This is a genomic window from Actinomycetospora sp. ABD4_176, from assembly GCF_056311855.1.
The window spans coordinates 4,218,916-4,243,632 of sequence record NZ_CM149974.1 but is presented as its reverse complement, the minus strand read 5'-3'; the positions used below and the strand labels follow the sequence as shown (position 1 = coordinate 4,243,632).

The window sequence follows — 24,717 nt, the reverse complement described above, 5'->3', positions numbered from 1 at the left end:
GCGCGAGGACGTTGCACCCGACATGCGCGATCTCGAGCTCTCGGTCCTGGACCTGTCCCCGGTCCCCTCCGGCACGCCCACCTCGGCGGCCCTGCACGAGACCGTCGAGCTCGCCCGCACCGTCGAGCGCGCCGGCTACCGGCGCATGTGGCTCGCCGAGCACCACGGCATCCCGAGCGTCGCGAGCTCCAGCCCCGAGATCCTCATCGGGGCCGCCGCCGGAGCGACCACCACGCTGCGCGTCGGCTCCGGCGGGATCATGCTGCCGAACCACTCGCCGCTCAAGGTCGCCGAGACCTTCCGCGCCCTGGGCGGGCTCCACCCCGACCGCATCGACCTCGGCCTCGGGCGCGCCCCCGGCACCGACCCGCGCACCGCGATCGCGCTGCGCCGCAGCCGCGAGGCCCTGACCGCGGACGACTTCCCCGAGCAGTTCTCCGAGCTGCGCGGCTACGTCGACGGTTTCCCCGCCGAGCACCCGTTCGCCGGCATCGTCGCCGTGCCCGACGACATCCCGCTCCCGCCGGTCTGGATCCTCGCGTCGAGCTACTACGGCGGGCAGGCCGCGGCCGCGTTCGGCACGGGCTTCGCCTACGCCGGGCACTTCGGCGGCGCCGACCCGGCCGAGGCCACGCGCATCTACCGCCAGCAGTTCCGCCCGAGCGAGGCCGCCGGCGCGCACGGCCCGCACGTCATCCTCGCCGCGGCCGTCATGTGCAGCGAGGACCCCGAGCGCGCCCGCGCCATGGGCCGCGCCCACGCCCTGTCGATGGCCCGCCTGCGCACCGGCAACCCGGGCCCGCTGCCCAGCCCGGAGGAGGCGCTCGCGCACGACTGGAGCCCCGTCGAGCTCCAGGTCGAGCAGGCGATGGCGCCGAAGATGACCGCCGGGACGCCCGCCGAGGTGCGCGACGACCTCGAGCGCCGGGCCCGCGAGGCCGACGCCGACGAGATCATGATCGTCACCCCGATCCACGACGCCGCCGAGCGGCGCCGCTCGTACGACCTGATCGCCCGGGAGTTCGGGCTGGAGGCCCCGGGAGTGACGGGCGCCGCGCCCTCCCTCGCCCAGGTGTAGCGCTCGTGTAACAGCCCGGAAACGGTCCCCACGCAGCGTGGGAGCCATGGCCGGGCCCCACCTGCCGATCTCCGGATCGGCGCCCGAGCAGGGCGTCAGCACGCACTGCCCGTACTGCTCGCTGCAGTGCGCGATGACGCTGACCCCCCGCGTGCACGCCGCGGGGCCGGTGCTCGAGGTGACCGGCGCGCCGTTCCCGACCAACCGCGGCGGGCTCTGCGAGAAGGGCCTGTCGGCCGCGGAGCTGCTCTCCCACCCTGACCGGCTCACGACGCCGCTGGTCCGCGACGCTCGCGACGAGCCGTTCCGCGCCGCGAGCTGGGACGAGGCCGTCGGGCGCATCGCCGACGGGCTGACCGTCGCCCGGGAGCGCTACGGCCCGGACGCCGCGGGCCTGTTCGGTGGCGGCGGGATGACCAACGAGAAGGCCTACCAGGCCGGCAAGTTCGTCCGCGTCGCGCTGCGGAGCGCGTCGATCGACTACAACGGCCGCTTCTGCATGTCGTCGGCCGCGGCGGCCGCGACGAAGGCCTTCGGTGTCGACCGCGGGATGCCCTTCCCGCTCGCCGACATCGCCCGCGCCGACACCGTGCTGCTCGTCGGCTCCAACCCGGCCGACGTCATGCCGCCCGCGATGCGGTGGTTCGCCGCCGGCCGCGAGCGCGGGGCGACCCACCTCGTCGTCGACCCCCGCTACACCGCCACCGCGGCGGCGGCCGACGTGCACCTCCAGCCCGTCCCCGGCACCGACCTCGCGCTCGCCAACGGGCTCCTGCACCTCGCGGTGAAGCACCGCCTCGTCGACACCGCGTACGTCGCCGAGCGCACCACCGGCTGGCCCGCGGTCCGGCGCGCGGTGCGCCAGTACTGGCCCGACCGCGTCGAGCGCATCACCGGCGTCCCGGTCGCGGTGATGGAGCGCGCGGTCCGGCTGCTCGCGGAGTCCCGGGCGACGATGATCCTCTCGGGGCGGGGCGCCGAGCAGCACGCCAAGGGCTCGGACACCGCGCTGGCGTGGATCAACCTCGCGCTGGCCCTCGGCCTGCCCGGGCGCCCGTCCAGCGGCTGGGCGACGATGACCGGCCAGGGCAACGGGCAGGGCGGCCGCGAGCACGGGTTGAAGGCCGACCAGCTCCCCGGCTACCGGATGCTCGCCGACCCCGCCGCCCGCGCCCATGTCGCGGACGTCTGGGGCGTCGACCCCGACGAGCTGCCGCAGCCCGGCGTGTCGGCCTACGAGATGCTCGACCGCCTCGGCACCGACGGCGGCGTGCGCGCCCTGCTGGTCATGGCCTCGAACGTCGCCGTGTCCGCCCCGCGCGCCGCCCACGTGCGCGAGCGGCTGCGGAGCCTCGACTTCCTCGCCGTCTCCGACCTCTTCCTCTCCGAGACCGCCGCTCTCGCCGACGTCGTCCTGCCCACCACGCAGTGGGCCGAGGAGGACGGCACCATGACCAACCTCGAGGGCCGCGTGCTGCGCCGCCGGCGCGCCACCGACGCCCCCGAGGGCGTGCGCAGCGACCTCGCCGTGCTCGCCGACCTGGCCCGGCGCCTCGGGCGGGGCGACCGGTTCGACGACGACCCCCGCACCGTGTTCGACGAGCTCCGCCGCGCCAGCGCGGGCGGGAAGGCCGACTACGCGGGCATCACGTGGGAGCGCATCGAGGCCGAGCGCGGCGTGTTCTGGCCGTGCCGCGGCGAGGACGAGGCGGGCACGCCGCGGCTGTTCCAGAGCGGGTTCCCGACCCCGGACGGCCGGGCCCGCTTCCACGTCGTGCACCACCGCGACGCCGCCGAGACCCCCGACGACGCGTACCCCTACCGCCTGACCACGGGCCGCAGCCGCGCGCACTACCAGTCGGGCACGCAGACCCGCCGGACCAAGGCGCTGCGCGAGGCCGAGCCCGAGCCGTCCGCCGAGATCCACCCCGACCTCGCCGCCCGGCTCGGCGTCGCCGAGGGCGGCGACCTCGTCCTGCGCACGCGCCGTGGGAGCGCCCGGATGCGCGCGCGCCTGACCCCGACGATCCGGCCGGACACGGTCTTCGCGCCGTTCCACTGGGCGGGCGAGCAGACGATCAACGACCTCACGAACCCCGCGCTGGACCCGGCCTCACGCATGCCCGAGTTCAAGGTCTGCGCGGTCGCCCTCGAGGCGGCACCCACCACAGGAGAGGACGCCACCGCATGATGACGACCCCGAGGTTCCTGCAGGGCGCGTTCGCGTTCGAGGGGCAGGGGCTGGACAAGCCGGCCCTGCTGCACCCGACGCTGACCTACACCGTGCCCGAGGGCGTGACCGGCCAGGTGCTGTACGTGCGCGCGGGCAACTCCTCCGACGAGCTCGCGACGGTCGTGCTCGTCTTCGACGGCGCCCCGGCGCGGTGGCTGCCGGTCGGCGCGAAGGCGGACATGCACGTGTCGCTGCGGGTGGTCGAGGACCTGCTCGCCGGGACGACGGTCGAGGTGCACTCCGCGGCCCCGAGCGGCACCAGCGGCACGCTCGTCGTCGACTGCGGACTGGTGGAGGTCTGATGCGCCGCCTGGTGGTCGTCGGCAACGGCATGTCCGGCGCCCGCGCGCTGGAGGAGATCCTCGCCCGCGGGGGCGGTGAGCAGTTCGCCGTCACCGTCTTCGGCGACGAGCCCTACGGCAACTACAACCGCATCCTGCTCTCCGAGGTCCTCGCGAACGCCGCCGGCGACGCGGTCGACAACGACGACGCCGACGACCTCTACCTCAACCCGCTCGACTGGTACGCCGACAACGGGATCACGCTGCACGCCGGCGTCCGGATCGTGCGCATCGACCGGCACGCGAAGGTGGTGCTCGGCGACGACGGGTCGGTGACGCCCTACGACGTGCTCGTGCTGGCCACCGGCAGCCGCTCGTTCTTCCCGCCTGTGGAGGGCATGTGGGCGTCGGACACCGCGCTGACCCGGGGCGTGTTCGGGTTCCGGTCGCTGGACGACGCGCAGGCGATGCTCGCCCACGTCGCGGGAGACGCAGCGCAGCGGAGCTCGACCATCGGGGACAGCCACCGGACGGCCGTGGTCATCGGCGGCGGGCTGCTCGGTCTCGAGGCCGCGGCCGGGCTGCAGGCGCACGGGGTCGCGGTGCACGTCGTGCACCCCACCGAGGTGCTGATGAACCAGCAGCTCGAGGCCGAGGCGTCGAAGGTGCTGCGCAGCAAGCTCGAGCAGATGGGCATGCACCTGCACCTCGGGGTGAGGACGAACGAGATCCTGACAGCGGACGGCAGTGTCTCCGGCGTCCGCTTCACCGACGGCTCGGACCTGGCGTGCGACATGGTCGTGGTCACCGCCGGCATCCGGCCGAACATCGGGCTCGCGATGGTGTCGGGACTCGAGACGCAGCGCGCGATCGTCGTCGACGACAAGATGCGCTCGGTCGACGACGACGCGATCTTCGTGGTCGGCGAGTGCGCCCAGCACCGCGGCGAGGTCTACGGCGTCGTCGGCCCGCTGTGGGAGCAGGCCGCGGTGCTCGCCGACGTGGTCACGGGCGCGGACCCCGACGCCGAGTACCACGGGTCGCGGCTGGCGACGAAGCTCAAGGTCGCGGGCGTGGACGTCGCGCAGATGGGCGTCAAGACCCCCGAGCGCAGCTCCGACGAGTTCGTGCAGTTCTCCGAGACCGGGCGCGGCGTCTACCAGACCGTCGTCATCCGGAACGGGACGCTGATCGGCGCGACGCTGGTCGGGGACGTCAGCAAGGTCGCGGCGCTGACCCAGGCCTTCGACAGCCGCTCGGCGCTCCCTGAGGAGCGCGTCAAGCTGCTGTTCGACCTCGGGGCGGCCGGCGAGGCCGCCGCGGCGGCCGACCTGCCCGACGACACCCAGATCTGCAACTGCAACGGCGTCTCCAAGGGCGACCTCGTGGCGTGCGTGGAGCACGGCGCCGAGTCGGTGTCGGCGTGCATGGCGCAGACGCGCGCGGGCAAGGGCTGCGGGTCGTGCAAGGGCCTGGTCCGCGAGGTTGTCGAGGCCGCGCTGGGCGGCGCCGGCGTCGAGGACCCGGCGGACTCGTACTACGTGCCGGGCATCCCGCTGGACAAACCGACGCTCATGCACGAGATCCGCACGCGGGAGCTCAAGAGCGTCTCGTCGGTGTTCGCGGCGCTCGCGCCCGAGGGCAGGGAGCACGTCGGCTCGAAGATGGGGCTGACCGCGCTGCTGCGGATGATGTGGCCCGACGACGTCGTCGACGAGCGCGACGGGCGGTTCATCAACGACCGGGTGCACGCCAACATCCAGCGCGACGGCACCTTCTCGGTGGTGCCACGGATGTCGGGCGGGGTCACCGACGCCGCCCAGCTGCGGCGCATCGCCGACGTCGCCGAGAAGCACGACATCCCGATGATCAAGCTGACCGGTGGGCAGCGCATCGACCTGCTCGGGGTGCCCAAGGAGAAGCTGCCGCAGGTGTGGGCGGACCTCGACATGCCGTCGGGCTGGGCCTACGGCAAGAGCTTCCGCACCGTGAAGACCTGCGTGGGCACCGACTTCTGCCGCTTCGGTCTCGGCGACTCGACGCGCCTCGGCATCGACCTCGAGGAGCGCTACAAGGGCATCGAGGGCCCGGCGAAGATGAAGCTCGCCGTGTCCGGGTGCCCGCGCAACTGCGCGGAGTCGATGGTCAAGGACGTCGGTCTCGTGGCCGTCGAGGGCGGGAGATGGCAGATCTACGTCGGGGGCGCGGCGGGCGCGACGATCCGCCAGGGGGACGTCCTGGCGACCGTGGACTCCCACGAGGAGGCCATGACGATCACCGGCCGGTTCCTGCAGTACTACCGCGAGAACGCGAACTGGCTCGAGCGCACGTACGACTTCGTGCCGCGGATGGGGCTCGACCACCTCATCGCGGTGGTCGTCGACGACACCGAGGGCATCGCCGCCGAGCTCGACGCGCGGATGCAGGCCTCGATCGACCGCTACGTCGACCCGTGGGCCGCCGACCGGACCGAGGCGACGCCGGGGCAGTTCCACGACGCCCTACCGCTGGTCCCGCTGCCGCAGGTCCCCGTCCGGGAGGGCTCGAGCCGATGAGCACCGACGCACAGCCGGCCGTCGAGGCGCGCCTCGGCCCCGTCGACCAGATCCCCGTCGGCGAGGGGCGGGCGTTCCTCGTCGGCGACGAGCCCGTCGCGGTGTTCCGGCCGCGCTCGGGCGGGCTGCACACGCTGCGGGCGATCTGCCCGCACCGTGGGGGCCCGCTGGCCGACGGCCTCGTCGACGGCGAGGTGGTGATGTGCCCGCTGCACAACCACCAGTTCTCGCTGGCCGACGGGACCTGCGCCACCGGCGCCGCCGACGTCACGGCCTACGCGGCGACCGAGGAGGACGGCGAGCTGGTGGTCCGGCTCCGTCCGTGAGTGAATTTCCCGGCCCCAGCCGTGAATTCCGCTCACATGGAGTCCCATGCCGCCGAGCACGGAGCGCCTCCTCGACGAGGTCGTCCTGCACACCACGGCGTTCGCCGACGCCGTGCACACCGCGGGCCAGGAGGCGCGCGTGCCGACGTGCCCGGAGTGGTCGGCCCGCGACCTCGCCGAGCACCTCGGCGCCGTCCACCGCTGGTGCGCCGGCACCGTCTCGCGTCCCGGCGAGAAGCTCGTGCGCCGGGGGCCGACCGAGCCGCCCATGCCGGCGTCGGACGACGAGGTGTCCGCCTGGCTCCTCGAGGGCGCCGCGACCCTGACCCGGGCGATCCGCGCGGCCGGCGAGGACACCCTGGTCGGCGGCTTCGGCGGGATGGTGCCGGTGTCGTTCTGGGCGCGCCGCCAGTGCCACGAGACGCTCGTGCACCGCGCCGACGCCGAGATCGCGGCGGGCCGGGACCCGCTCGCCGGCGTCGACCCGGAGATCGCCGCCGACGCGGTCGACGAGCACCTGGCCATGGTCGCCCTGAGCGCGAAGCGCCGCCCCGACCTGCACGCCGACGGCGCGACGCTGCACCTGCACGCGACGGACACCGACGGGGAGTGGGTGGTCACGCTGGCCCTCGGCGGACCGGTCGTCGAGCACGCGCACCGCAGGAGCGACACCGCGGTGCGCGGTCCGGCCCGGGCCCTGCTCACCGTGCTCACCAGCCGGGAACGCCCCGAGGACGTCGGTGTCGACGTCCTCGGGGCGGCGGACCTGCTGACGCTGTGGCGCGAGCAGGGTGGGGTCTGATCTACAGGGTGCCGGTGAAGACCGCGGGCTCGTGGTCGAAGGAGGGCGTGACGTCGACCTGCGCCTCGCCGCTGTTCGTCGTGGTGGAGAAGGCCACCTCGTAGGTCATGCTGCGACCGGGCTGCAGCTGGTTCTGCGGCGGCATGCCCGTCTCGGCGTCGAAGATCTGGGAGGCGGGGGCGCCGCCGGTCGACATCGCGGCCTGGAGCAGCACCGGGTCGAACGCGGCGCCGGTGTTGTTGGTGATGCGGACCGTGACGCTGTAGGCGTAGGGGTTGGTGTTGCCGGCCGCGTAGCTCGAGGGGTCGTACGAGGTCGGCTCGCTCACGGTGACGGCGAGGCCGTCGGCGTAGGTGAAGGTCTGGCCGAAGCCCACGGCCGTGGAGGCGGCGGGGGCGGCCGGCGCGCTCGCCGCGGGGGTGGTCGCACCGATCGCGGAGAGGTCCCGGTCGAGCTGGGTGAAGGCGTTGGCGACGATGGCCAGGCCCCAGATGCCCAGCGCCACCGCCAGCACGCAGGCGACGACCCCGGTGACGGCGGTGCCGGTGTTGCTCGCGGCGCCGCGGCGGGCGCGGGCCACGCCGACCAGGCCGAGCACGAGGCCGACGACGCCCAGGAGGATCGCGCCCATCCCGAACAGCGGGATCAGGCCGACGACCAGGCCGCACAGGCCGAGCACCAGGCCGGCGATGCCCAGGCCGTTGCGCGGGGCGACCGGGGCGGCGACCGGCGCGGCGTGTCCGGCCGGCCGGGGCATGGCGGGCGACATCGGCGGAGCCGCCACGGGACCCGGCGCCGGGGCGCCCCGCATCCCGGCGGCGACGTGCAGCGCGGCACGGGAGATCGGCACGGTGGGCGGCTCGACCGAGGCGTCCTCGGTGCCGATCGGGCGCAGGACCACCGGCCCCGACGGGTGCGGCTCGCGGGTTCCCGCGGCAGCGCGGTGACGAGGCGGCTGGACAGTGGTCATGGTGCGCGATCCCCCGACGAGATGTGTGGCGGCCGCCGTTCGGCGGACCTGCCGCACATGTCGTCGGGGTGCGCGATCCGTTAGCGCCCCTCACCGGAACGAGTGAACGGTGCCGGCTCGGGACACGGCACGACGACCGGCCGACGCCGGACCCGCCGCGGACCGGGACGATGGGGATCGTCGTGGTCCGCAGGCGGGTCCGGGTCGTCCAGCACCACCACCCGCAGCCAGCGTCCGGCGAACGGCTCGAACCGCACGCCGCGACCGCCGATGGCCTGCGCCACCCGCCGGGCCGGCGGCACCAGGTCCGCCGGGACCATGCCCGCCATCAGCTCGACCGAGAACACCGTCGGCGGACCCATCTGCACGAAGCCGATCCGCGGGCACGTGATCGTGACCCCGGCCGGGACGTGGGTCTTCTTCCGCACCCCGAGGTACTCGCACGCGCCACGGAACTCGCGGCGCAGGTCGACCTCGAACGCGTGCGCGATGGCCTCGTGGCGGCCACGCTCGGCGCTGCTCCGGATCGAGGGCAGCATCGGAAAGGACATCTTCCGGAAGTTCCAACTCATGACGTGCCCCCTCTCGGACGCGCAGGGATCGAGCGCCGGAAATGGCGCAGCAGAACGGAAAGAACGGCGCAGAACGGCCGAAGAAGGAGCGCTGGACACACGCCCGCCCCGCGCCGTCGACTGGTCCCGACGGGCACCAGCCGACGGCCGCCACGGGACCTGATCAGCGACGACGTCAGCGTGACCGACGCGTCGGAGTGCGGAGCAGGGCGCTCAGCAGTCCGCGATCGACAGGGGGCCGGTGGCGACGATGCGACTCGCCCAATAGGCGGTTCCCGTCGTCAACATCGTCTCCACCTCCTCTCCGTGTCGAGGTGGACATTAGAGGGCGTGGACGATCCTGTCCACGATTTCCCGAGAACTGTTGCCGCGAATGTGCGTCGCTTTCACAGCGTGAGCACGAGCTTGCCGAACGTGGATCCCTTCTCGAGCTCGCGGTGGGCGGCGGCGGCCTCCTCGAGCGGGAAGGTGCCCGCGATCCGGACCGTCAGCGCGTCCTCGACGATCAGCCGCGCGATACCCGTCAGCGCGACGCCGTCGGGCTCGACGAGGAAGTCGGTGACCCGCTTGCCCTCGGCCTCCGCCTGCTCGGCCAGCCCCTCGGGGACGCCGGACGGCACGCACACCACGAGCCCGCCGCGGCGCAGGACGGCCAGCGAGGACGGCCCGTTGACCTCGGTGAGGTCGACCGCGACGTCGATGTCGCGGGTGGCCTCGGCGACCTCCTCGGTGTGGTGGTCGATCGCCTCGTCGAGGCCGAGGGCGACGAGGTCGGCGTGCTTGCCGGCCGAGGCGGTGCCGACGACGTGCGCGCCGCGCGCCTTCGCGATCTGCACCGCGAAGTGCCCGACACCCCCGCCCGCGGCGTGGATGAGCACCCGCTGGTCGCGCTGCACGTCGGCGGTGTCGACGAGGATCTGCCAGGCGGTGAGCGCGGCGAGCGGGGTGGCCGCGGCGGTGACGTCGTCGACGCCGTCGGGGATGTGCGCGAAGTGGCGCGACGGGGCGGTGACGTACTCGCCGTAGCCGCCGGCCTGGCGCGGGAACCAGGGCATGCCGAACACGCGGTCGCCGACGGCGAAGCGCGTGACGCCCATGCCCACGGCGTCGACCACGCCGGCGACGTCCCAGCCGACGGTGAACGGCGGCGCGGTCATGTCCCCGCCTCCCGCGCCGAGCCCGGCGCCGCCCGCACGCACCTTCGTGTCGACCGGGTTCACGCCCGCCGCCGTCACCCGCACCCGGATCTCGGTGGGGATCGGCTCGGGGACCGGCGCCTCCTCGACGCGCAGGACCTCCGGCCCGCCGGGGGCGTCCTGGGTGATCCGTCGCATGGTGGCCGGGGTGCTCGGGGTGGTCGCGGCTGCCGTCATGGTCGAGACGTGCCCGGCGACCCCGGGACGCACACCCTGAGCAGGCCGGAAGTGGCTGGGGACCCCTCGGTAAACTGGCCGTCATGGTGCAGTCCGACCCCGGCACGCGCGTGCCCGAGAAGCCGACCCTCGACGGCCTCGAGGACCGGTGGGCGCGCGTATGGTCCGACGAGGGCACCTACGCGTTCGACCGGTCCGCGACGCGCGAGCAGGTGTTCTCGGTCGACACCCCGCCGCCGACGGTGTCGGGGTCGCTGCACGTCGGGCACGTGTTCAGCTACACCCACACCGACATCGTCGCCCGCTTCCAGCGCATGCGGGGCAAGAAGGTCTTCTACCCGATGGGCTGGGACGACAACGGCCTGCCCACCGAGCGCCGCGTGCAGAACTTCTACGGCGTGCGCTGCGAGCCGAGCCTGCCCTACGACCCGGACTTCACTCCGCCCGACAAGCCCGGCAAGCAGCAGATCCCGGTGTCGCGGCAGAACTTCGTCGAGCTCTGCGAGACGCTGACCGCCGAGGACGAGAAGGCGTTCGAGGCGCTGTGGCGTCGCAACGGCCTGTCGGTCGACTGGTCGCACGGCTACCAGACCATCGACGCCCGGGCCCGCGCGATCAGCCAGCGCGCGTTCCTGCGCAACGTCGAGCGCGGGCAGGCCTACGTCTCGATGGCCCCGACGCTGTGGGACGTCACGTTCCGTACGGCCGTCGCGCAGGCCGAGCTCGAGGACCGTGAGCACACCGGCGCGTGGCACCGGATCGCCTACCACGGGTCCGACGAGGACATCTTCATCGAGACCACGCGTCCGGAGCTGATCCCGGCGTGCGTCGCGCTCGTCGCGCACCCCGACGACGAGCGCTACCGGCCGCTGTTCGGCACGACGGTGCGCTCGCCGCTGTTCGACGTCGAGGTCCCGGTGCTCGCGCACCCGGCCGCCGAGATGGAGCGCGGCGCGGGCATCGCGATGTGCTGCACGTTCGGCGACCTCACCGACGTGCAGTGGTGGCGCGAGCTCGACCTGCCCAACCGCACGGTGATCAACCGCGACGGCCGCCTGCTGCGCGAGACGCCCGACTGGATCACCTCGGAGCAGGGCCGCGAGCGCTACGCCGAGGTCGCGGGCGCGACGGTGCACACCGCCAAGGAGCGGATCGTCGCGATGCTCACCGAGACCGGCGAGCTGGTCGGCGACGTCCGCCCGGTGACCCGCCCGGTGAAGTTCTACGAGAAGGGCGACAAGCCGCTCGAGATCGTCTCCAGCCGCCAGTGGTACATCCGCAACGGCGGTCGCGAGGCCTCCGGAGATCATGCAGGGGTGCGCGACGAGATGCTCGCCCGCGGCCGGGAGCTGCGGTGGCACCCGGAGTACATGCGCCACCGCTACGAGGACTGGGTGCGCGGCCTCAACGGCGACTGGCTGGTCAGCCGCCAGCGCTTCTTCGGCGTCCCGGTGCCCGTCTGGTACCCGCTCGACGGCGAGGGCGAGGTCGTCGGGGACAAGCCGCTGACGCCGCACGACGCCGCGCTGCCGATCGACCCGACCACCGACGTCCCGCCCGGCTACACCGCCGAGCAGCGCGACGTCCCCGGCGGCTTCACCGGTGACCCCGACGTCCTCGACACCTGGGCGACGTCGTCGCTGACCCCGCAGATCGCGGGGCTGTGGAGCGTCGACGACGACCTGTTCGCGCGCGTGTTCCCCATGGACCTGCGCCCGCAGGGCCACGACATCATCCGCACCTGGCTGTTCGCGACGGTGCTGCGCAGCCACCTCGAGCACGACAGCCTGCCGTGGGCGCACGCCGCGCTGTCCGGGTGGATCCTCGACCCGGACCGCAAGAAGATGTCGAAGTCCAAGGGCAACGTCGTCACCCCGATGGGCCTGCTCGAGGAGTTCGGGTCGGACGCGGTGCGCTACTGGGCCGCCGGCGGGCGCCCCGGCGTGGACACGGCCTTCGACCGCGGCCAGATGAAGGTCGGCCGGCGGCTCGCGATGAAGCTGCTCAACGCCTCGAAGTTCATCCTCGGCGTCGGTGTGGACGCGGGCGAGCCCGACCTGTCCGCGGTGTCGACGCCCCTGGACCGTGCGCTGCTCGCCCGCCTCACCGAGGTCGTCGAGAGGGCGACCGCGGCGCTGGAGGACTACGACTACGCCGTGGCCCTCGAGGTCACCGAGCAGTTCTTCTGGTTCTTCTGCGACGACTACCTCGAGCTGGTCAAGTCCCGCGCCTACGGCGAGTTCGACGAGGCGGGTCGTGACTCGGCACGCGCCACGCTCGCGGCGGCGCTGCGGGTGCTGCAGCGGCTGTTCGCGCCGGTGCTGCCCTTCGTCGCCGAGGAGGTCTGGTCGTGGTGGCAGGAGGGCTCGGTGCACCGCGCGCCGTGGCCCGACATCCACGAGATCGCCACGTCGGCCGAGGTCGACCCGCAGGTCCTGACCATCGCCTCCGACGTCATCGGCGGCATCCGGCGGGCCAAGTCCGAGCAGAAGCTGTCGATCCGCACCGAGGTCGAGAGCCTGTCGGTCCAGGCCGCGCCGGCCGCGCTCGAGGCGCTGCGGGAGGCCCTCGCGGACGTCCGGGCGGCCGGGCGGGTGCGCGACGTCGAGCTCGTCGTGTCGTCGGACGGCGAGCTCGTCACCACGGTCGGCGGCCCGACGGCCTGACGTGACCGCCGACCTCCTGGAGTGGGTCGACGACCCCGACGCCGGCTGGAGCGTGGGGACCTTCGGTGCCCTCGCCGAGTTCCTGCGCGACCCCGACGAGCCGGCCGAGGTCACGCACGCCCCGGGTCGCGCCACCGTCGTCACCCCGCGGGGCGGTGTCGACGTCCGGCTGACCGCGGACGTCCGGCCCGTCGCGTGGGAGCGGCGCGCGGGCGGGAGCTGGAGCCAGGCCGTCGCGCTGTGCCTGGTCCTGCCCGCGGGCGGGCGCTCGGTGGTCACGGAGCTCGGTCCCGACGTCGACGCGCTGCGCGACGAGGACCGCGACGCCGTGCTGGTCGACCTCGGCGTCGGCGCGCCGCACCTCGAGGCCTGCGTGCGCACGAGCGAGGCGGCATTGCTGGCGGCCCTGAGGTCCGTCGAGGGCCGCCCACTGAGCGAGGCGGGCGCGGTGGCGGGGGCGCTGGTCGAGGCCGGCCCGCACCGGGTGTTCCGCACGGGCGTCGCGCGGGTGGAGGTGTTCACCCCGATCCCGCCGCCGGACGGGACGAGCCCCGAGGGCCCGCACACCCACCTGCTGCCGCGGCTGCTCGCGAGCGGGCGGACGCACGCCGCGACCGACCCGATCCCCTACGGTCACGTGCCCGGCGCGACGCTCCACCTCCCGCACCCGACGCGCGCGGTCGACGGCCACCCGATCCCGGCGCGGCCCGACCGGCACCGGCGCGCGCAGGAGGTGCTCGCCCGGTACGGCGACCCGGAGGCCGTCGCGGCGAAGGCGGCGGTGGTCGAGGCGCTGGCGACGTCGACGGCACCGCCGGCGTGGGCGCGTGATCGCGCGCACCGGGCGACGGTGGAGCTGGCGCTGCGGCAGTGCGAGGAGCTGGAGCCCGACCATCCCCACCTGGCGGGGTGGCGTCGGGTGCTCCCGCGGGAACGGGTCGAGGGCGACGGTCAGCCGCTCACCCACGACCCGGCGCAGGGATGAGGCGCACCGGGAGGGCCCCGGAGGCCCCGACCGGTCGCGGGCTCAGTCCTGGAGCTCGGACTGCGGCGTGATGGCGAAGCGGAACTCGTCGCCCTCGCCGCGCTCGGCGTCGGGCACCCGCTCGACGTCGAGCACCTTGTCGTCCAGGGCCGACGCGGCCTGGGGCTCGAGGAAGATGACGGCGCCCCCGCCCTCGAGGACGGTGTCGTCCGCGGCGGGCGTCGGGGCGACCGAGAGCTCGAGGCCCTCCTCCGCCATGTTCGGGGTGGCCGCGATGCGCAGACCCGACCCCTCGGGCATCTCGTTGGACTCGAGGATGGACGAGATGGCCTCGGCCGCCGTCTCCGTCAGTGCCAGCATGCCTCGTTACCATACGGGTCACGGATAGGTCACGCACGTGGATGCGCGTGCCGTCACGCGACGGATCCCCAGCTCCACGCGTCGAACACGGAGGGGAACGACAGGATGGCCCTCCCGGTGAGCCCCGATCCCTCCGAACGGCGCGCCGCTGTCCTCCGAATGCTCAGCGCGTCACCGGACGGGCTCTCCGACGCCGCGCTGGCGCGCGAGCTCGGCGACGGCGTTCGCGCCCAGACCGTCAACCAGCTCTGCCGGCGCCTGGCCGCCGAGGGCGTGCTCGAGCGCGTCGGGACCCGGCCGATCCTCAACCGCCTGCCGGCGCCGAAGCGTCGCAGGGGTCGGCGGGCGGCGGGGAGCACGCGCGGCACCACGGCGACCCGGGCCGTCGCGTCGGTCGTCGCTCCACCGTCGGACGTTCCGGGAACCGACGCGCCGGCCGCGCCCGAGCCGGACGCGAGCCCCGGTCCCCTCGTCCCTGCACCCGTTGCTCCGGGAGCCGATGCGGCGCCGGCGACCGACCCGGGGCGGTCGGCCACGCGGAGGACCCGTCGGTCGCGGGCGGCGGCCGAGCCGGCGATGCCGGAGGCCGCCTCCCCCGAAGCCTCGACCACGGTGGACGAGCCGGTCCGGGAGCAGGTCCAGGAGCAGGTCCAGGAGCAGGTCCAGGAGCAGGTCCAGGAGCAGGTCCAGGAGCAGGTCCAGGAGCAGGTCGAGGAGCAGTCGGTCGCAGGCGAGCACGAGGTCGACCAGCCGCCCGCGACCTCTCCCACCTACGAGCCCCCGCCCTACGACGCGCTGCAGGCGTGGTCGCGGGTGGTCAACGTGCAGGCGCTGGTCGCCGGGTGGCTCGTGCGGCGGGGGGCGACGCTGCGCTGGGCGTCGGTGGGCGACACCGGCCCGGCCCGGGACCTCGTCGCGTCGCTGGACGGCGACGACGTGCACGTCGAGGTCACCGGCTGGCCGGCCGACGGGGCGCGGACGCACCCGACGACCATCGCCGGCGACTGGTTCTCCGCCGCCGAGCACGCCGCGGTGGAGCGACGCCGGGCACACCCGCGGGCGCGGATCGTCATCGCCCTGCCCGACACCCGCCGCTACCGCAGCCTCACCGAGCAGCGGGCGGCGTCGCTGGCGGGCGCGCGCGCCGAGGTGTGGTTCGTCGACGCCGCGGGGTCCGTGCACGCGAGGTGAGGCTGGCCTACCGGTTGCTCCGGACGGGCTCGGGGTACGACCGGCAGGCCACCACGCGAACGGAAGGTCCTCATGTCCGCCGACATCACCGAGATGATCCTCGACGACCACGACTGGTTCCGGCGCCAGTTCCTCAAGCTCGCCGACCTCCGGGAGGAGCCCGAGGAGGCCGAGAAGGTGTGGAACTCGCTGGCGATCCAGCTGGAGATCCACGCGTCGGCCGAGGAGCAGCACTTCTACCCGTCGATGGCGCGCCGCGTCGACGACGAGGACGCCTCCGCCACCGAGGACGCCGTGGGCGACCACGACGAGATCCGCGAGGGCGCCGAGAAGGCGCGGAACGCCACCGTCGGCAGCCAGGAGTGGTGGGACGCCATCGACGAGACCGACCAGGCGAACAACCACCACATGGCCGAGGAGGAGCGCGACGACCTCGCACCCTTCCGCAAGGGCACCTCGCTCGCCTTCCGCCAGGAGCTCGGGGCGAAGTTCGAGCAGTTCAAGGTCGAGCACGCCGAGGGCCGCGGGCTGTCGTTCGAGGAGAAGGACCCCGAGCAGTACGTCGAGGCCGTGACCTCCTCGGTCCAGGCCTAGCGACCCGCACCCGGGAGGTCGAACCCCACCGGCTGCACCGGGCCGGCCGGCACGGAGGCGCCCGCGTCGGCGGCGGGCGGGGCGCCGGCGTCGGTCACGAGCACCGCGGCGGCGCCCACCAGGGCCAGTGCGAGCAGGCCCGTCAGGGCGGGCACGGCCCAGCCCGGCGGGCCGCTCGGCACGGGCATGGGCCGCGGCACCGCCACGATGGCCGTGCCGTGCGACGCGCGCATGGTGCGGGCGAGGAGCGGGAGGTCGTCGGTCGGGGCCGGGTCCTCGACGAGGTGCGGGCGCGGCAGGACCAGCGCCGCCGCGCCGTCGAGCGAGCTCGCGCCCTCCGCCGCGGCGACGACGGTGGCGCGCCAGGTGCCGGCGAGGTGGTCGACGACCGAGGTGTGCTCGTCCGCGACCACCACCGTCAACGACGGGTGGGCGCCCCGGGCGGTGTCGGCGGTGTCGGCCCTGTCGGCGGTGTCGCGGAGCGCGTGCTCGAGGAGGTCGGTGAACTCCTGGCGGTCGAGGTAGACCTCGGCCTCGCCGGCGGTGACGACGAGCTCCTCGCCGTCGGTGGAGCACATCAGCCGGCGGGCCTCGCGCAGCTCCCGCCCGAGGTGGGCGGCGTCGCGGCGTCCACCGGGGTCGGTCCGCCGGCGCAGCGCCTCGGCGATCTCGGGTGCCACGACGGCGAGCTTCGCGTGCACGACCCCGGTGAGCAGCGCGTCGAGCCGGGCGCCGAGCTCGCGCGCGCCGCCGGACCCGATCTCCACGCCGTCGTCCGCGGTGCGCACCCGCCAGACGACGGGCTCGTCGCCGCGGGCGTCGACGACCACCACCGGCGTCCCGGACGCCAGGGTGACGAGGCGGGCGCCCGCGAACGAGACGGCTTCCGGCAGCCACGACGGGTCGGGGAGGCCGGCGAGCTCGACGGCCTCGGTGAGGGTGGTGAAGCGATGCTGGTCGAGGTCGCCGGGCACGACCAGGACGAGGTGGTCGGGCGGGCCGTCCTCGCTCGCGACCGCCGCGGCCAGCGAGTCGCCGAGCGTCTCGGCGTCGCCGTCGACGAGGTCGACCTCGAGCGGGTGGTGGTCCTCGTCGTCGACCCGGATCGCCCGCAGGGCACCGGGCACCGCCTCGACGACCATCGTCCAACGATCCATGAGTCCCCCTCCGGTGACGCCCGACGTGGTCCGAGCAGGCGTGCTGATGCTCGTCTGTTCGGCGCAACGTGGCGCGGCGTTAGCCCTTCCGGGATCTTCTTCCACGATCGATACCTCGCGGTAGGCCGTTCGCCGATTGGCCAGTGACCGCCGGCTCCCGTCCGGGGAACGAGGGCTGAGCAGATGGGACGCCCGTCGTCGCTCGCCGCTGAGTGGTTTCCCCCATCCGCCCGCGCCCGGGCGGGACGAGGGTGTCGCCCGTGACCGCTACGCTCGCCGCCCACGCCGGGGGAGGTGTCGTGACGAGCGCCGACGTCTCGCCGCGCGCGCGGGCGCACCCCCAGCTGGTCCCGCTGTGGCGCGGCCTCGTGGTGTACCGGGTGGTGACGCTGGTCGCGGCGCTGGTCAACGTCGCGCGCTTCGGCGGCGAGTGGGCGCGCCCCGCCCTCGGGGTGGCCGTGGTCGTCGTGATGGTCACGTGGACCGCGGTGTCGTCGGTCCGCTACCTGCGCCGCGGCGACGCGGGCACGGCGGTCGCGGACCTCGTGGTCACGGCCCTGGCCACCGCGTCGACGCTGCTCGTCGACACCCCGGAGCGCCTCGCGCAGGGCGGATCGGTGATCACGACGGTGTGGTCGGCGGGCCCGGTGCTGGCGATGGCGATCGCACTGGGGTGGCGGGGTGGGCTCGCGGGCGCGGTGGTCACGGTCGGGGTGCTGTTCGGCGTGCGCCGCGCCCTCGACGGCGACCTGCTCTTCGACGCCCAGCTCCTCCTCATCGCCGGGCTCGCGGTCGGGCTGGCCGCCGACACCATGCGCCGCTCGGTCGAGCAGCTGCGTGCGGCCGCGGCCCGCGAGGCCGCCACCGCCGAGCGCGAGCGCCTCGCCCGCGACATCCACGACGGCGTGCTGCAGGTCCTCGCGCTCGTGCGCCGGCGGGGGGACGAGCTGGCGCGCACGAGCAGTGCCGCCCCCGGTCTCGAGCTCGCCCGCCTCGCCGGCGAGCAGGAGGTCGCGCTGCGCCGGCTGATCACGTCGGCGCCGACGCCGGGTCCCGACGGCACGGTCGACCTGTCCTCCCGGCTCGCCGGGGTCCTGCCCGCCCACGCGTCGCTCGCCGTGCCCGCGGAGCCGGTGCTCCTGCCCGCGACGGTCGTCGACGAGCTCGCCGCGGTGGTGCGGGAGGGCGCGGGCAACGCCGCCGCCCACGCCGGTCCCGACGCCGGGCTGTGGGTGCTCGTGGAGGACGATCCGGCGGCGGTCACGGTGAGCCTGCGCGACGACGGCGTCGGCATCCTCGAGGGACGGCTGGACGAGGCCGCCGCCGAGGGGCACCTCGGCGTGGCCGGGTCGATGCGGGCACGCGTGGACGCCCTGGGCGGCACCATCACGCTGCACACCGGGCCCGGCGAGGGCACCGAGTGGGAGGTCGTCGTGCCACGGTCGCCGGCGGGGAGCAGGAGGAAGCCGTGACGGTGCGGGTCATGGTCGTCGACGACCACCCGATCTGGCGCGAGGGCGTCGCCCGCGACCTCGCCGAGCGGGAGGTCGACGTCGTCGCCACCGCCCCCGACGGCGCCGCCGCGGTGCGGATCGCGACGGCCGTGCGCCCCGACGTCGTGCTGATGGACCTCCAGCTGCCCGAGCTGTCCGGGGCGCAGGCGACGGAGCGGATCCGGACGGCGCTGCCCGACACCCGCGTGCTCGTGCTCTCGGCCAGCACCGAGCACGGCGACGTCATCGACGCCGTGCGCGCCGGCGCGTCGGGCTACCTGGTCAAGTCCGCCGGCATGGACGAGCTGGTCGACGCGATCACCCGCACCGCCGCCGGCCAGGCCGTCTTCTCGCCCGGCCTGGCGGGCCTCGTGCTCGGCGAGTACCGGCGTCGCGAGACCGAGGCCCCCGACGCCCCGCAGCTCACCCCCCGCGAGACCGAGGTGCTCCGCCTCGTCGCCAAGGGCCTGACCGCGCGGGCGATCGCGACCCGCCTGACGCTCTCCCACCGCACGGTGGAGAACCACGTCCAGAACTCCCTGCGCAAGCTCCAGCTCACCAACCGCGTCGAGCTGACGAGGTACGCCATCGAGCGCGGTCTGGACGCCGACGAGTGACATGTCGTGATTGACATGTCGTGCTGGACAGGTGGAGGCTGCTCCCGTGGAGCACGGGAAGAACGAGGCCGACGACGAGTCGGGCTACTCGGTCCTGGCGCAGTTCTCCGGCCTGTTCTTCGACGTCGGGGTGCCGCTCGTCGCCTACTACGCGCTACGCGTGGCGGGCGCGACCGACTGGGTGGCGCTGCTCGTCGCCTCGCTCCTCGCGGGGGTGCGGCTGGTGTGGGTGGCGGTGCGCACGCGGCGGGTCACGTGGTTCGCCGCGCTGATGCTGACGGTGTTCGGCGTCGGGCTCGCGCTGGCGTTCGTCGACGGCGACCCGCGGTTCCTGCTGGTCACCGACTCGTTCACCACCGGGCTGGTCGGCGTGGTCTTCCTCGCGAGCCTCCTGGGCGGCACGCCGCTCACGCTCTCGGCGTTCCAGAGCAGCCAGCCGCGCAAGGCCCGCGTGATGGCCGAGTACTACCGGACGCTGCCGCCCGTGCGCCGCACCTTCCGGGTCTCGGCCGTCGTGTGGGGCGTCGGCCTGCTGCTGCTGGCGGTCGTGCGCGTCCCGCTGATCTACCTGCTGCCGCTCGATGTCATGGTCGGGCTGTCGACGGCGATGCTCGTCGTCACCATCGTCGGGCTGTCGGTCTGGAACGGCTGGTACGGCGCGCAGGCCGGACCGAAGGCCCGCGCCTGGGCCGAGGCGCAGGAGCAGGAGCAGGAGTCGACCGCAGCCGGCTGATCAGCCGGGCACCGCGGCCCCGAGCCGCTCCAGGCTCCACAGCGCCCAGCCGTGCACGGCCTCGTACTGGCGCAGCCCGTACTCGCCGGCGAGCCGACCGAAGGGCACCTCCGCTCCGGGCGGGTGCTCGGCGTCCTCGGCTTCCATGAGGGGCCGTAGCTCCTCGATCTGGTCCGCGCAGTGCGCGGCGATGCCCTCGAGCAGTCGGCGGGCGTCGTCGGGCTCGAGCGACTGGACGAGGAACATGCGCAGCACCGTCTCGTCGCGCACGGTGGTCTGCTCGGGCCAGTGCAGCATCCAGCGCCGCAGCTCGAGGCGGCCGTCGTCGGTGAGCGCGTAGGTCTTGCGCCCGCGCGGGCCCGTCGCCTCGACGACGACCTGCCCGGCCTCGGTCATCTTCGCGAGCTCGGGGTAGATGCGGCTGTGCCCGGCGTGCCAGGCATAGCGTCCGATGCTGCCGTCGAAGGCCCTGGTGAGGTCGTAGCCGCTGGCCGGCCCCTGGGCGAGCAGACCCAGGAGGGCGTGGCGCAGCGACATGGGCGAACGCTATCAGTCCATCCGGACATGTCCATGCTGACAGGTCACGGGTCGCCCGCCGAGGCCGTCCGCCCTCGCCCGGCTCCATGTGAGCACTTTCCACGCCTATAGCGGTGGAAAGTGCTCACATGGGGCCGGTCAGTTCAGGTGTGCGCGCCAGCGACGGGCGTGGCGGCGCAGGGGCTCGGCGTCGCGGGGCAGGGCCTCGGCCCACTCCTCGAGCAGGTCGGCGGCCTCGCGGAACGCGGCGCGCCGGCCCCGGACCTCCGCGAGCTCGGCCACCTCGACCGCGCTGACCCCCGGCAGCCCCAGGCGCATGCGCAGCACCCAGCCGAGCTCGGCGAGGTCGCCGCGGGCGCGGTGGATGCCGCGCAGGTTCGTCAGCATGCGGACGAGCACGGCCTCGGTGCCGATCGGTTCGAGCACCGTGTCGTCGAACGGCACCTCGGGCCCGAGCCCCGTCGACTCCCGGAAGCGGCGGATGCACTGCTCGCGATCGAGCATCTCGCCGGTGAACGGGTCGAGGTGCTGCAGGGACGCGACGGGGTGCACGAGGAAGTGCCCGGGCATCCCCACCGGCTCGAGCGCGATCCCGGCGCGCCGGCCCACCTCGAGGCACAGCACCGCGAGCGTGATCGGGATGCCGGTGCGCCGGGCGAGGACCTCGGTCAGCGAGGAGTTCCCCGGGTCATAGTAGTCGTCCCGGTTCCCGTGGAAGCCCTCCTCGACGTAGAGGCGGCGCACGAGGCCGTCGAGGTCGGTGACCCCGGCGGCCAGACGGTCGAGCTCGGCGCGCGCCCCGTCGACGTCCGCGGCGGGGTCGGCGGCGCGGGCGATCTCGAGGACCGCCTCGAGGAGGTCCGGCTCGCCGCCCTGGACCAGGGTCAGGAAGCGGGCCACGGCGTCGTCGACGGCCGCACGGCGAGCTCCGTCGTCGTCCATCCCGCGCATCCTGCCCTGCGTGGACACGGACCGCCGTGCTCAGGCAGGTCCGCGCACCGCCCCGGTGGCCCGGTCCCAGGTCAGCGCCCCGTGCTCGAAGTCCTGCGCGCGGCCGCCGGGCACGTCGCGCTCGGCGCCGGTCGGGTAGCCCAGCGGCGAGCCCTCGGCCCCGACCGTGCGCCAGTGCTCGGCGATCGCACCGGTCAGCGGCCAGGCGCCGGTGCGCGGCGACCAGACGACCGTGCCGCGCTCGAAGTCCGTGGAGCGCCCGGTGCCGTCGGCCGTCGGTGATTCGACGCGCGTCGGCTCCCCGAGCGCCGCGCGCCGCGCCGACCAGGCGGTGCGGACGTCGGTGGCCGAGTCGTCGATGAGCGCCTTCACCTTCGCCCGCAGCGGCCCCATCTGCGCGTAGCCCACGTCGCCCGGGCACGCGGTGCTGCCGACGTCGCGGTGCGCGAACAGCGCGGGCACGGTGGTCGACTCGCCCTTCGGGAACCGCGACGTGCCGCCGCCCGACGAGGTGAGCCGGACCTCCTCGTTCGGGTCGCGGTAGAGCCCGCCGAGCTTCCAGGCGGCCAGCGCGGCGAGCGAGTTCATCGTGGCGGCGCTCGGGGGCAACGTGGAGTGGTTGCCCATCATCGCGATGCCCCACGTCTCGCGGTTGAACCCGCCCGCGTGCGCGGCGATGACGGCCTTGTCCATGCCGCCGGCGCGACCCTCGAAGATCGTCCCGTACTTGTCGACGAGGGCGTTGTAGCCGATGTCCCCCCAGCCCTGCTTCTGCGTGTGGTAGGCGAAGATCGCGCGGACGATCGCGGGCGACTCGGCCGGGCTGTAGTCGTTCGTCTCGCTGGTGTGGTGGATCGTCACCGCGCGGATCGTCGGCGTGGTCTGGGGACGGGCGGCCTTCGACTCGTCGGCGCCCCACTGCGCGCGGGTCACGTACTGCGGCGCCGCCGGGCCCCGCGCCGCGCCCAGCGCTCCGATCGCCGCGTCGTTGCTGCCGACGCCCGGGTCGATGCGCACGACCTGGACCTCGTCGGTCACCGGTTGCCCCGCACGCAGGGCCCGGACCTCGACGGCCGTGCGGTCACCGACCCACACCGGGTCGGTGCCGCCGCCCGCCGCCGGGGTCTCGTCGCGCCCGCCGGGCCCGTCGGGCTCGTCGCGCTCGTCACCGAGGGCCTCGAGGTCGGTCCAGGTGCCCCACCGCCCCGCCGCGTCGGTGGTGCGCAGGGCGACCGCGTCCGGGGCCGCGCCGGCCCAGGTGACGGCCACGAGGTGCAGCGGCTGGTCCCCGCGCACCTCACGGACCCCCGTGGCGTCGCGGGCGCCCGGCGTGAAGCCCACCGGGGCGACGCCCGCGGTGACCGGGGCCGCGGGTGGGAGCCCGGCCGGCGGCATGACCGCGTGCGCCGGGTCGAGCTGCGCGATCCCGGCCGGGGCGTCCATCGGCACGGCGGGCACGGCGGGCACGGCGGGCACGGCGGGCACGGCCTGACCGGCGGGAGCGGGCGGGAGCGCCGGGTCTCCCGGCGCTGCCGCGGCCGGGGCCGGCAGCAGCAGCACCACGGCCGTCGTCAGCGCGATCGTGCCCCTCCGCACCGGCGTCGCGTGACGCCGGCGCGCCCCGCCCGTCCCGTGCCCGTGCGGTCCCCCGGACCCGGCCATGGCCCTCGCACCTCCGCTCGTGCGGCGCTCCCGTTGATCGCCGACGGCCCACCATGACCCCCACACGGGCACCATCCACCACACCACGCGCAGAAGCCGCCCGGTCGGGTGACTTGGCGTGACCGGTTGAACGCTCTGGGTCCGGACGGTCCGCCGGCTCTAGAGGTGCGCCTGCGCGAACGTCGCCACCGTCCGCATGGCCATCGCGTCGGCGCCCGCTCCGATGGGCCCCGCGACCACGGGGATGAGCTTGGTGACGTTGAGCGCGCCGCGCCGCGTGAAGCGCGAGGTGAGCCGGAAGCCGATGCGCGTGTCGAGCTGCGCGCGCACCTCCGTCGGGAGCCCGCGCAGCCCGTGCAGCAACGAGGCGTTGACCAGGTCGAGGCCGGTGCGCTCGGCGAGCTCGACGCCGTCGGCCCCGAGCACGCAGACCAGCGCCGCGGTGCGCACGACCGGGTCGGCGAGGTCCCGGCCGCGCAGGTGCGCGATCGCCGCCGAGAGGCGCGCGCCGAGCAGGTAGAGGCCCGTGGTGCCGGCCGGCGCGGTCACGACGAGCGTCGCGGCGCCGCCGAGGCTGGTGAGCAGCCCGGAGCTCGCGGCGAGGCGGACGTGCGCGCCGACCACCCGGCGCACCGCGGCCTCGACGTCGTCGTCGGTGGCGGCCAGCGCGTCGCCGGCCACCGCCGGTGCCCCCGAGAACGGCCCGATCCCGCTGACCGCGCGACGCCACAGCTCGTCGACCAGGGTGTCGGGCAGTCCGCGCGAGCTCGCCACCCGATCAGTCTGGCGCCCCCGCGCCCGCCAGGTCGCAGGCGGCGGTGATCGTGCCGACCCAGGGGCGGCCGCGGTCCCGGTCGCGGGCGCGCTCGAGGCGGGCGCGCTGGGCGTCGGCGCGCGCCCAGGCGATCACCCGCGGGTCCACGCGCGCGCCGTAGAAGGCGTCGACGACGAGCTCGGCGAGGTGGTGGTCGGCGCTCGCGATCTCCTTGTACTCCCAGATCGCCAGCAGCCGCTCCGGCGGCTCCCCGAGCGCCGCGATGCTGTCGAGCATCGCGACGGCCGTCGCGCCGCCGGGGTCGTCGGGGTGCGTGTCCAGCAGCGCGGTCCACACCGCGTCGACGACGTCGCGCACCGCGTCGCGCTCGAGGTCGGTCCAGTCCGCCCAGTGCTCGGCGATGCGCTCGAGCACGGTGCGCAGGTCGACGCGGTCGCCGGTCAGCGCCCGCCGCACCAGCCACGGGGTGAGCGCGCGCAGGTCGTCGCCGGTGCCGAGGGTGTTGCCGAGGGCGAGCACCAGCGTCAGCGGGTCGGCGTCGGCGACCCGCACCTCTCCGTGACAGTGGGGGCAGCCCGCCAGCGTCTGCGGGGGCGGGTGCGCCACGAAGGCGGCCTCCAGGCCCCACAGCGCGGCGTCGACCCCCGCATCCGTCTGTACGTCCATCGAGACAGATCCTCGGCACCCGCAACGCGACACGCTGGGCCGATAGGGCGAATATCCATCGGTTGTGTGACCGAGCGTGGCGCGATCTACCGCCGAGCGTGTCAGCACGTCCACTCGTCCTGTCGTCGAGGGGTCGCTCC

At 74.6% G+C, this 24,717-nt stretch carries 23 protein-coding genes; 13 read left to right on the top strand and 10 right to left on the bottom strand.

Annotated features, from left to right (window positions below):
• The first annotated feature begins 22 nt into the window (after positions 1 to 22).
• From ACYX4T_RS20525 to ACYX4T_RS20500, 6 genes are read left to right on the top strand one after another with little or no spacing between them, the layout of a single operon-like run.
• Positions 23 to 1,078, top strand: coding sequence for an LLM class flavin-dependent oxidoreductase (locus ACYX4T_RS20525; protein ID WP_476011124.1), 1,056 nt, complete (start codon positions 23 to 25; stop codon positions 1,076 to 1,078).
• Positions 1,079 to 1,124: 46 nt separating this feature from the next.
• Positions 1,125 to 3,269: a molybdopterin oxidoreductase family protein gene (locus ACYX4T_RS20520; RefSeq protein ID WP_476011123.1), complete on the top strand. Its 2,145-nt coding sequence runs from the start codon at positions 1,125 to 1,127 to the stop codon at positions 3,267 to 3,269.
• Positions 3,266 to 3,613, top strand: a complete 348-nt coding sequence (locus ACYX4T_RS20515; protein WP_476011122.1) for a molybdopterin oxidoreductase — start codon at positions 3,266 to 3,268, stop codon at positions 3,611 to 3,613. The genes ACYX4T_RS20520 and ACYX4T_RS20515 overlap by 4 nt, the downstream gene beginning before the upstream one ends.
• Positions 3,613 to 6,147, top strand: coding sequence for a nitrite reductase large subunit NirB (nirB, locus tag ACYX4T_RS20510; RefSeq protein ID WP_476011121.1), 2,535 nt, complete (start codon positions 3,613 to 3,615; stop codon positions 6,145 to 6,147). The genes ACYX4T_RS20515 and nirB overlap by 1 nt, the downstream gene beginning before the upstream one ends.
• Positions 6,144 to 6,473, top strand: a complete 330-nt coding sequence (locus tag ACYX4T_RS20505) for a Rieske (2Fe-2S) protein (RefSeq protein WP_476011120.1) — start codon at positions 6,144 to 6,146, stop codon at positions 6,471 to 6,473. The genes nirB and ACYX4T_RS20505 overlap by 4 nt, the downstream gene beginning before the upstream one ends.
• A 46-nt stretch (positions 6,474 to 6,519) precedes the next feature.
• The gene (locus ACYX4T_RS20500; RefSeq protein WP_476011119.1) at positions 6,520 to 7,275 is read left to right on the top strand and encodes a maleylpyruvate isomerase family mycothiol-dependent enzyme; all 756 of its coding nucleotides are present in this window, start codon (positions 6,520 to 6,522) and stop codon (positions 7,273 to 7,275) included.
• 1 nt (position 7,276) lies between these two features.
• On the opposite strand, the gene ACYX4T_RS20495 is transcribed toward ACYX4T_RS20500, so the two are convergent.
• From ACYX4T_RS20495 to ACYX4T_RS20485, 3 genes are all read right to left on the bottom strand, one after another.
• Positions 7,277 to 8,245: a hypothetical protein gene (locus ACYX4T_RS20495; protein WP_476011118.1), complete on the bottom strand. Its 969-nt coding sequence runs from the start codon at positions 8,243 to 8,245 to the stop codon at positions 7,277 to 7,279.
• An 80-nt stretch (positions 8,246 to 8,325) separates the two neighbouring features.
• On the bottom strand, positions 8,326 to 8,817 hold the full coding sequence (locus ACYX4T_RS20490; RefSeq protein WP_476011117.1) for a hypothetical protein: 492 nt from the start codon (positions 8,815 to 8,817) through the stop codon (positions 8,326 to 8,328).
• A gap of 386 nt (positions 8,818 to 9,203) precedes the next feature.
• The gene (locus ACYX4T_RS20485; RefSeq protein ID WP_476011116.1) at positions 9,204 to 10,190 is read right to left on the bottom strand and encodes an NADP-dependent oxidoreductase; all 987 of its coding nucleotides are present in this window, start codon (positions 10,188 to 10,190) and stop codon (positions 9,204 to 9,206) included.
• Between the two features lie 83 nt (positions 10,191 to 10,273).
• Here ACYX4T_RS20485 and valS point away from each other — a divergent pair, with 83 nt between their 5' ends.
• Together valS and ACYX4T_RS20475 are read left to right on the top strand one after the other, a co-directional pair.
• The gene (gene valS, locus ACYX4T_RS20480) at positions 10,274 to 12,856 is read left to right on the top strand and encodes a valine--tRNA ligase (protein ID WP_476011115.1); all 2,583 of its coding nucleotides are present in this window, start codon (positions 10,274 to 10,276) and stop codon (positions 12,854 to 12,856) included.
• A 1-nt stretch (position 12,857) separates the two neighbouring features.
• Entirely contained in the window at positions 12,858 to 13,841 is a 984-nt protein-coding gene (locus tag ACYX4T_RS20475) for a DUF6925 family protein (RefSeq protein WP_476011114.1), read from the top strand.
• A gap of 42 nt (positions 13,842 to 13,883) precedes the next feature.
• On the opposite strand, the gene ACYX4T_RS20470 is transcribed toward ACYX4T_RS20475, so the two are convergent.
• On the bottom strand, positions 13,884 to 14,201 hold the full coding sequence (locus ACYX4T_RS20470) for an adhesin (RefSeq protein ID WP_133827011.1): 318 nt from the start codon (positions 14,199 to 14,201) through the stop codon (positions 13,884 to 13,886).
• A gap of 159 nt (positions 14,202 to 14,360) precedes the next feature.
• On the opposite strand from ACYX4T_RS20470, the gene ACYX4T_RS20465 reads away from it, so the two are divergent.
• Together ACYX4T_RS20465 and ACYX4T_RS20460 are read left to right on the top strand one after the other, a co-directional pair.
• Positions 14,361 to 15,392, top strand: coding sequence for a hypothetical protein (locus ACYX4T_RS20465; protein ID WP_476011113.1), 1,032 nt, complete (start codon positions 14,361 to 14,363; stop codon positions 15,390 to 15,392).
• 72 nt (positions 15,393 to 15,464) lie between these two features.
• Entirely contained in the window at positions 15,465 to 15,986 is a 522-nt protein-coding gene (locus ACYX4T_RS20460; RefSeq protein WP_476011112.1) for a hemerythrin domain-containing protein, read from the top strand.
• On the opposite strand, the gene ACYX4T_RS20455 is transcribed toward ACYX4T_RS20460, so the two are convergent.
• On the bottom strand, positions 15,983 to 17,143 hold the full coding sequence (locus tag ACYX4T_RS20455) for a hypothetical protein (RefSeq protein ID WP_476011111.1): 1,161 nt from the start codon (positions 17,141 to 17,143) through the stop codon (positions 15,983 to 15,985). The genes ACYX4T_RS20460 and ACYX4T_RS20455 overlap by 4 nt on opposite strands.
• A 260-nt stretch (positions 17,144 to 17,403) precedes the next feature.
• Here ACYX4T_RS20455 and macS point away from each other — a divergent pair, with 260 nt between their 5' ends.
• Genes macS through ACYX4T_RS20440 form a run of 3 tightly spaced genes read left to right on the top strand, consistent with a single transcriptional unit; the run spans position 17,404 to position 19,986 of the window.
• The gene (gene macS / locus ACYX4T_RS20450; RefSeq protein WP_476011110.1) at positions 17,404 to 18,615 is read left to right on the top strand and encodes a MacS family sensor histidine kinase; all 1,212 of its coding nucleotides are present in this window, start codon (positions 17,404 to 17,406) and stop codon (positions 18,613 to 18,615) included.
• 11 nt (positions 18,616 to 18,626) lie between these two features.
• Positions 18,627 to 19,253 (top strand): response regulator, encoded by a 627-nt coding sequence (locus tag ACYX4T_RS20445; RefSeq protein WP_476015322.1) that lies wholly within the window; start codon positions 18,627 to 18,629, stop codon positions 19,251 to 19,253.
• A 46-nt stretch (positions 19,254 to 19,299) separates the two neighbouring features.
• A complete protein-coding gene (locus ACYX4T_RS20440; RefSeq protein ID WP_476011109.1) occupies positions 19,300 to 19,986 on the top strand; it encodes a VC0807 family protein in 687 nt (228 codons plus the stop codon).
• Here the strand turns inward: ACYX4T_RS20440 and ACYX4T_RS20435 are convergent, their stop codons facing one another.
• From ACYX4T_RS20435 to ACYX4T_RS20415, 5 genes are all read right to left on the bottom strand, one after another.
• Complete coding sequence (locus tag ACYX4T_RS20435; protein ID WP_476011108.1) at positions 19,987 to 20,523, bottom strand: PadR family transcriptional regulator; 537 nt, start codon at positions 20,521 to 20,523, stop codon at positions 19,987 to 19,989.
• 138 nt (positions 20,524 to 20,661) lie between these two features.
• The gene (locus ACYX4T_RS20430) at positions 20,662 to 21,465 is read right to left on the bottom strand and encodes a SirB1 family protein (protein ID WP_476011107.1); all 804 of its coding nucleotides are present in this window, start codon (positions 21,463 to 21,465) and stop codon (positions 20,662 to 20,664) included.
• Between the two features lie 39 nt (positions 21,466 to 21,504).
• The gene (locus tag ACYX4T_RS20425) at positions 21,505 to 23,136 is read right to left on the bottom strand and encodes an N-acetylmuramoyl-L-alanine amidase (protein ID WP_476011106.1); all 1,632 of its coding nucleotides are present in this window, start codon (positions 23,134 to 23,136) and stop codon (positions 21,505 to 21,507) included.
• Between the two features lie 159 nt (positions 23,137 to 23,295).
• Positions 23,296 to 23,910, bottom strand: a complete 615-nt coding sequence (locus ACYX4T_RS20420) for a hypothetical protein (protein ID WP_476011105.1) — start codon at positions 23,908 to 23,910, stop codon at positions 23,296 to 23,298.
• A 4-nt stretch (positions 23,911 to 23,914) separates the two neighbouring features.
• Positions 23,915 to 24,577: a hypothetical protein gene (locus ACYX4T_RS20415; RefSeq protein ID WP_476011104.1), complete on the bottom strand. Its 663-nt coding sequence runs from the start codon at positions 24,575 to 24,577 to the stop codon at positions 23,915 to 23,917.
• Positions 24,578 to 24,717: the final 140 nt, after the last annotated feature.

Coding starts and splice junctions, on each gene's coding strand:
- ACYX4T_RS20525 (WP_476011124.1), top strand. CDS start 23: ATGCGCGATCTCGAGCTCTCGGTCCTGGACCTGTCCCCGGTCCCCTCC.
- ACYX4T_RS20520 (WP_476011123.1), top strand. CDS start 1,125: ATGGCCGGGCCCCACCTGCCGATCTCCGGATCGGCGCCCGAGCAGGGC.
- ACYX4T_RS20515 (WP_476011122.1), top strand. CDS start 3,266: ATGATGACGACCCCGAGGTTCCTGCAGGGCGCGTTCGCGTTCGAGGGG.
- nirB (WP_476011121.1), top strand. CDS start 3,613: ATGCGCCGCCTGGTGGTCGTCGGCAACGGCATGTCCGGCGCCCGCGCG.
- ACYX4T_RS20505 (WP_476011120.1), top strand. CDS start 6,144: ATGAGCACCGACGCACAGCCGGCCGTCGAGGCGCGCCTCGGCCCCGTC.
- ACYX4T_RS20500 (WP_476011119.1), top strand. CDS start 6,520: ATGCCGCCGAGCACGGAGCGCCTCCTCGACGAGGTCGTCCTGCACACC.
- ACYX4T_RS20495 (WP_476011118.1), bottom strand. CDS start 8,245: ATGACCACTGTCCAGCCGCCTCGTCACCGCGCTGCCGCGGGAACCCGC.
- ACYX4T_RS20490 (WP_476011117.1), bottom strand. CDS start 8,817: ATGAGTTGGAACTTCCGGAAGATGTCCTTTCCGATGCTGCCCTCGATC.
- ACYX4T_RS20485 (WP_476011116.1), bottom strand. CDS start 10,190: ATGACGGCAGCCGCGACCACCCCGAGCACCCCGGCCACCATGCGACGG.
- valS (WP_476011115.1), top strand. CDS start 10,274: ATGGTGCAGTCCGACCCCGGCACGCGCGTGCCCGAGAAGCCGACCCTC.
- ACYX4T_RS20470 (WP_133827011.1), bottom strand. CDS start 14,201: ATGCTGGCACTGACGGAGACGGCGGCCGAGGCCATCTCGTCCATCCTC.
- ACYX4T_RS20465 (WP_476011113.1), top strand. CDS start 14,361: ATGCTCAGCGCGTCACCGGACGGGCTCTCCGACGCCGCGCTGGCGCGC.
- ACYX4T_RS20460 (WP_476011112.1), top strand. CDS start 15,465: ATGTCCGCCGACATCACCGAGATGATCCTCGACGACCACGACTGGTTC.
- ACYX4T_RS20455 (WP_476011111.1), bottom strand. CDS start 17,143: ATGGATCGTTGGACGATGGTCGTCGAGGCGGTGCCCGGTGCCCTGCGG.
- ACYX4T_RS20445 (WP_476015322.1), top strand. CDS start 18,627: ATGGTCGTCGACGACCACCCGATCTGGCGCGAGGGCGTCGCCCGCGAC.
- ACYX4T_RS20435 (WP_476011108.1), bottom strand. CDS start 20,523: ATGTCGCTGCGCCACGCCCTCCTGGGTCTGCTCGCCCAGGGGCCGGCC.
- ACYX4T_RS20430 (WP_476011107.1), bottom strand. CDS start 21,465: ATGGACGACGACGGAGCTCGCCGTGCGGCCGTCGACGACGCCGTGGCC.
- ACYX4T_RS20425 (WP_476011106.1), bottom strand. CDS start 23,136: ATGGCCGGGTCCGGGGGACCGCACGGGCACGGGACGGGCGGGGCGCGC.
- ACYX4T_RS20415 (WP_476011104.1), bottom strand. CDS start 24,577: ATGGACGTACAGACGGATGCGGGGGTCGACGCCGCGCTGTGGGGCCTG.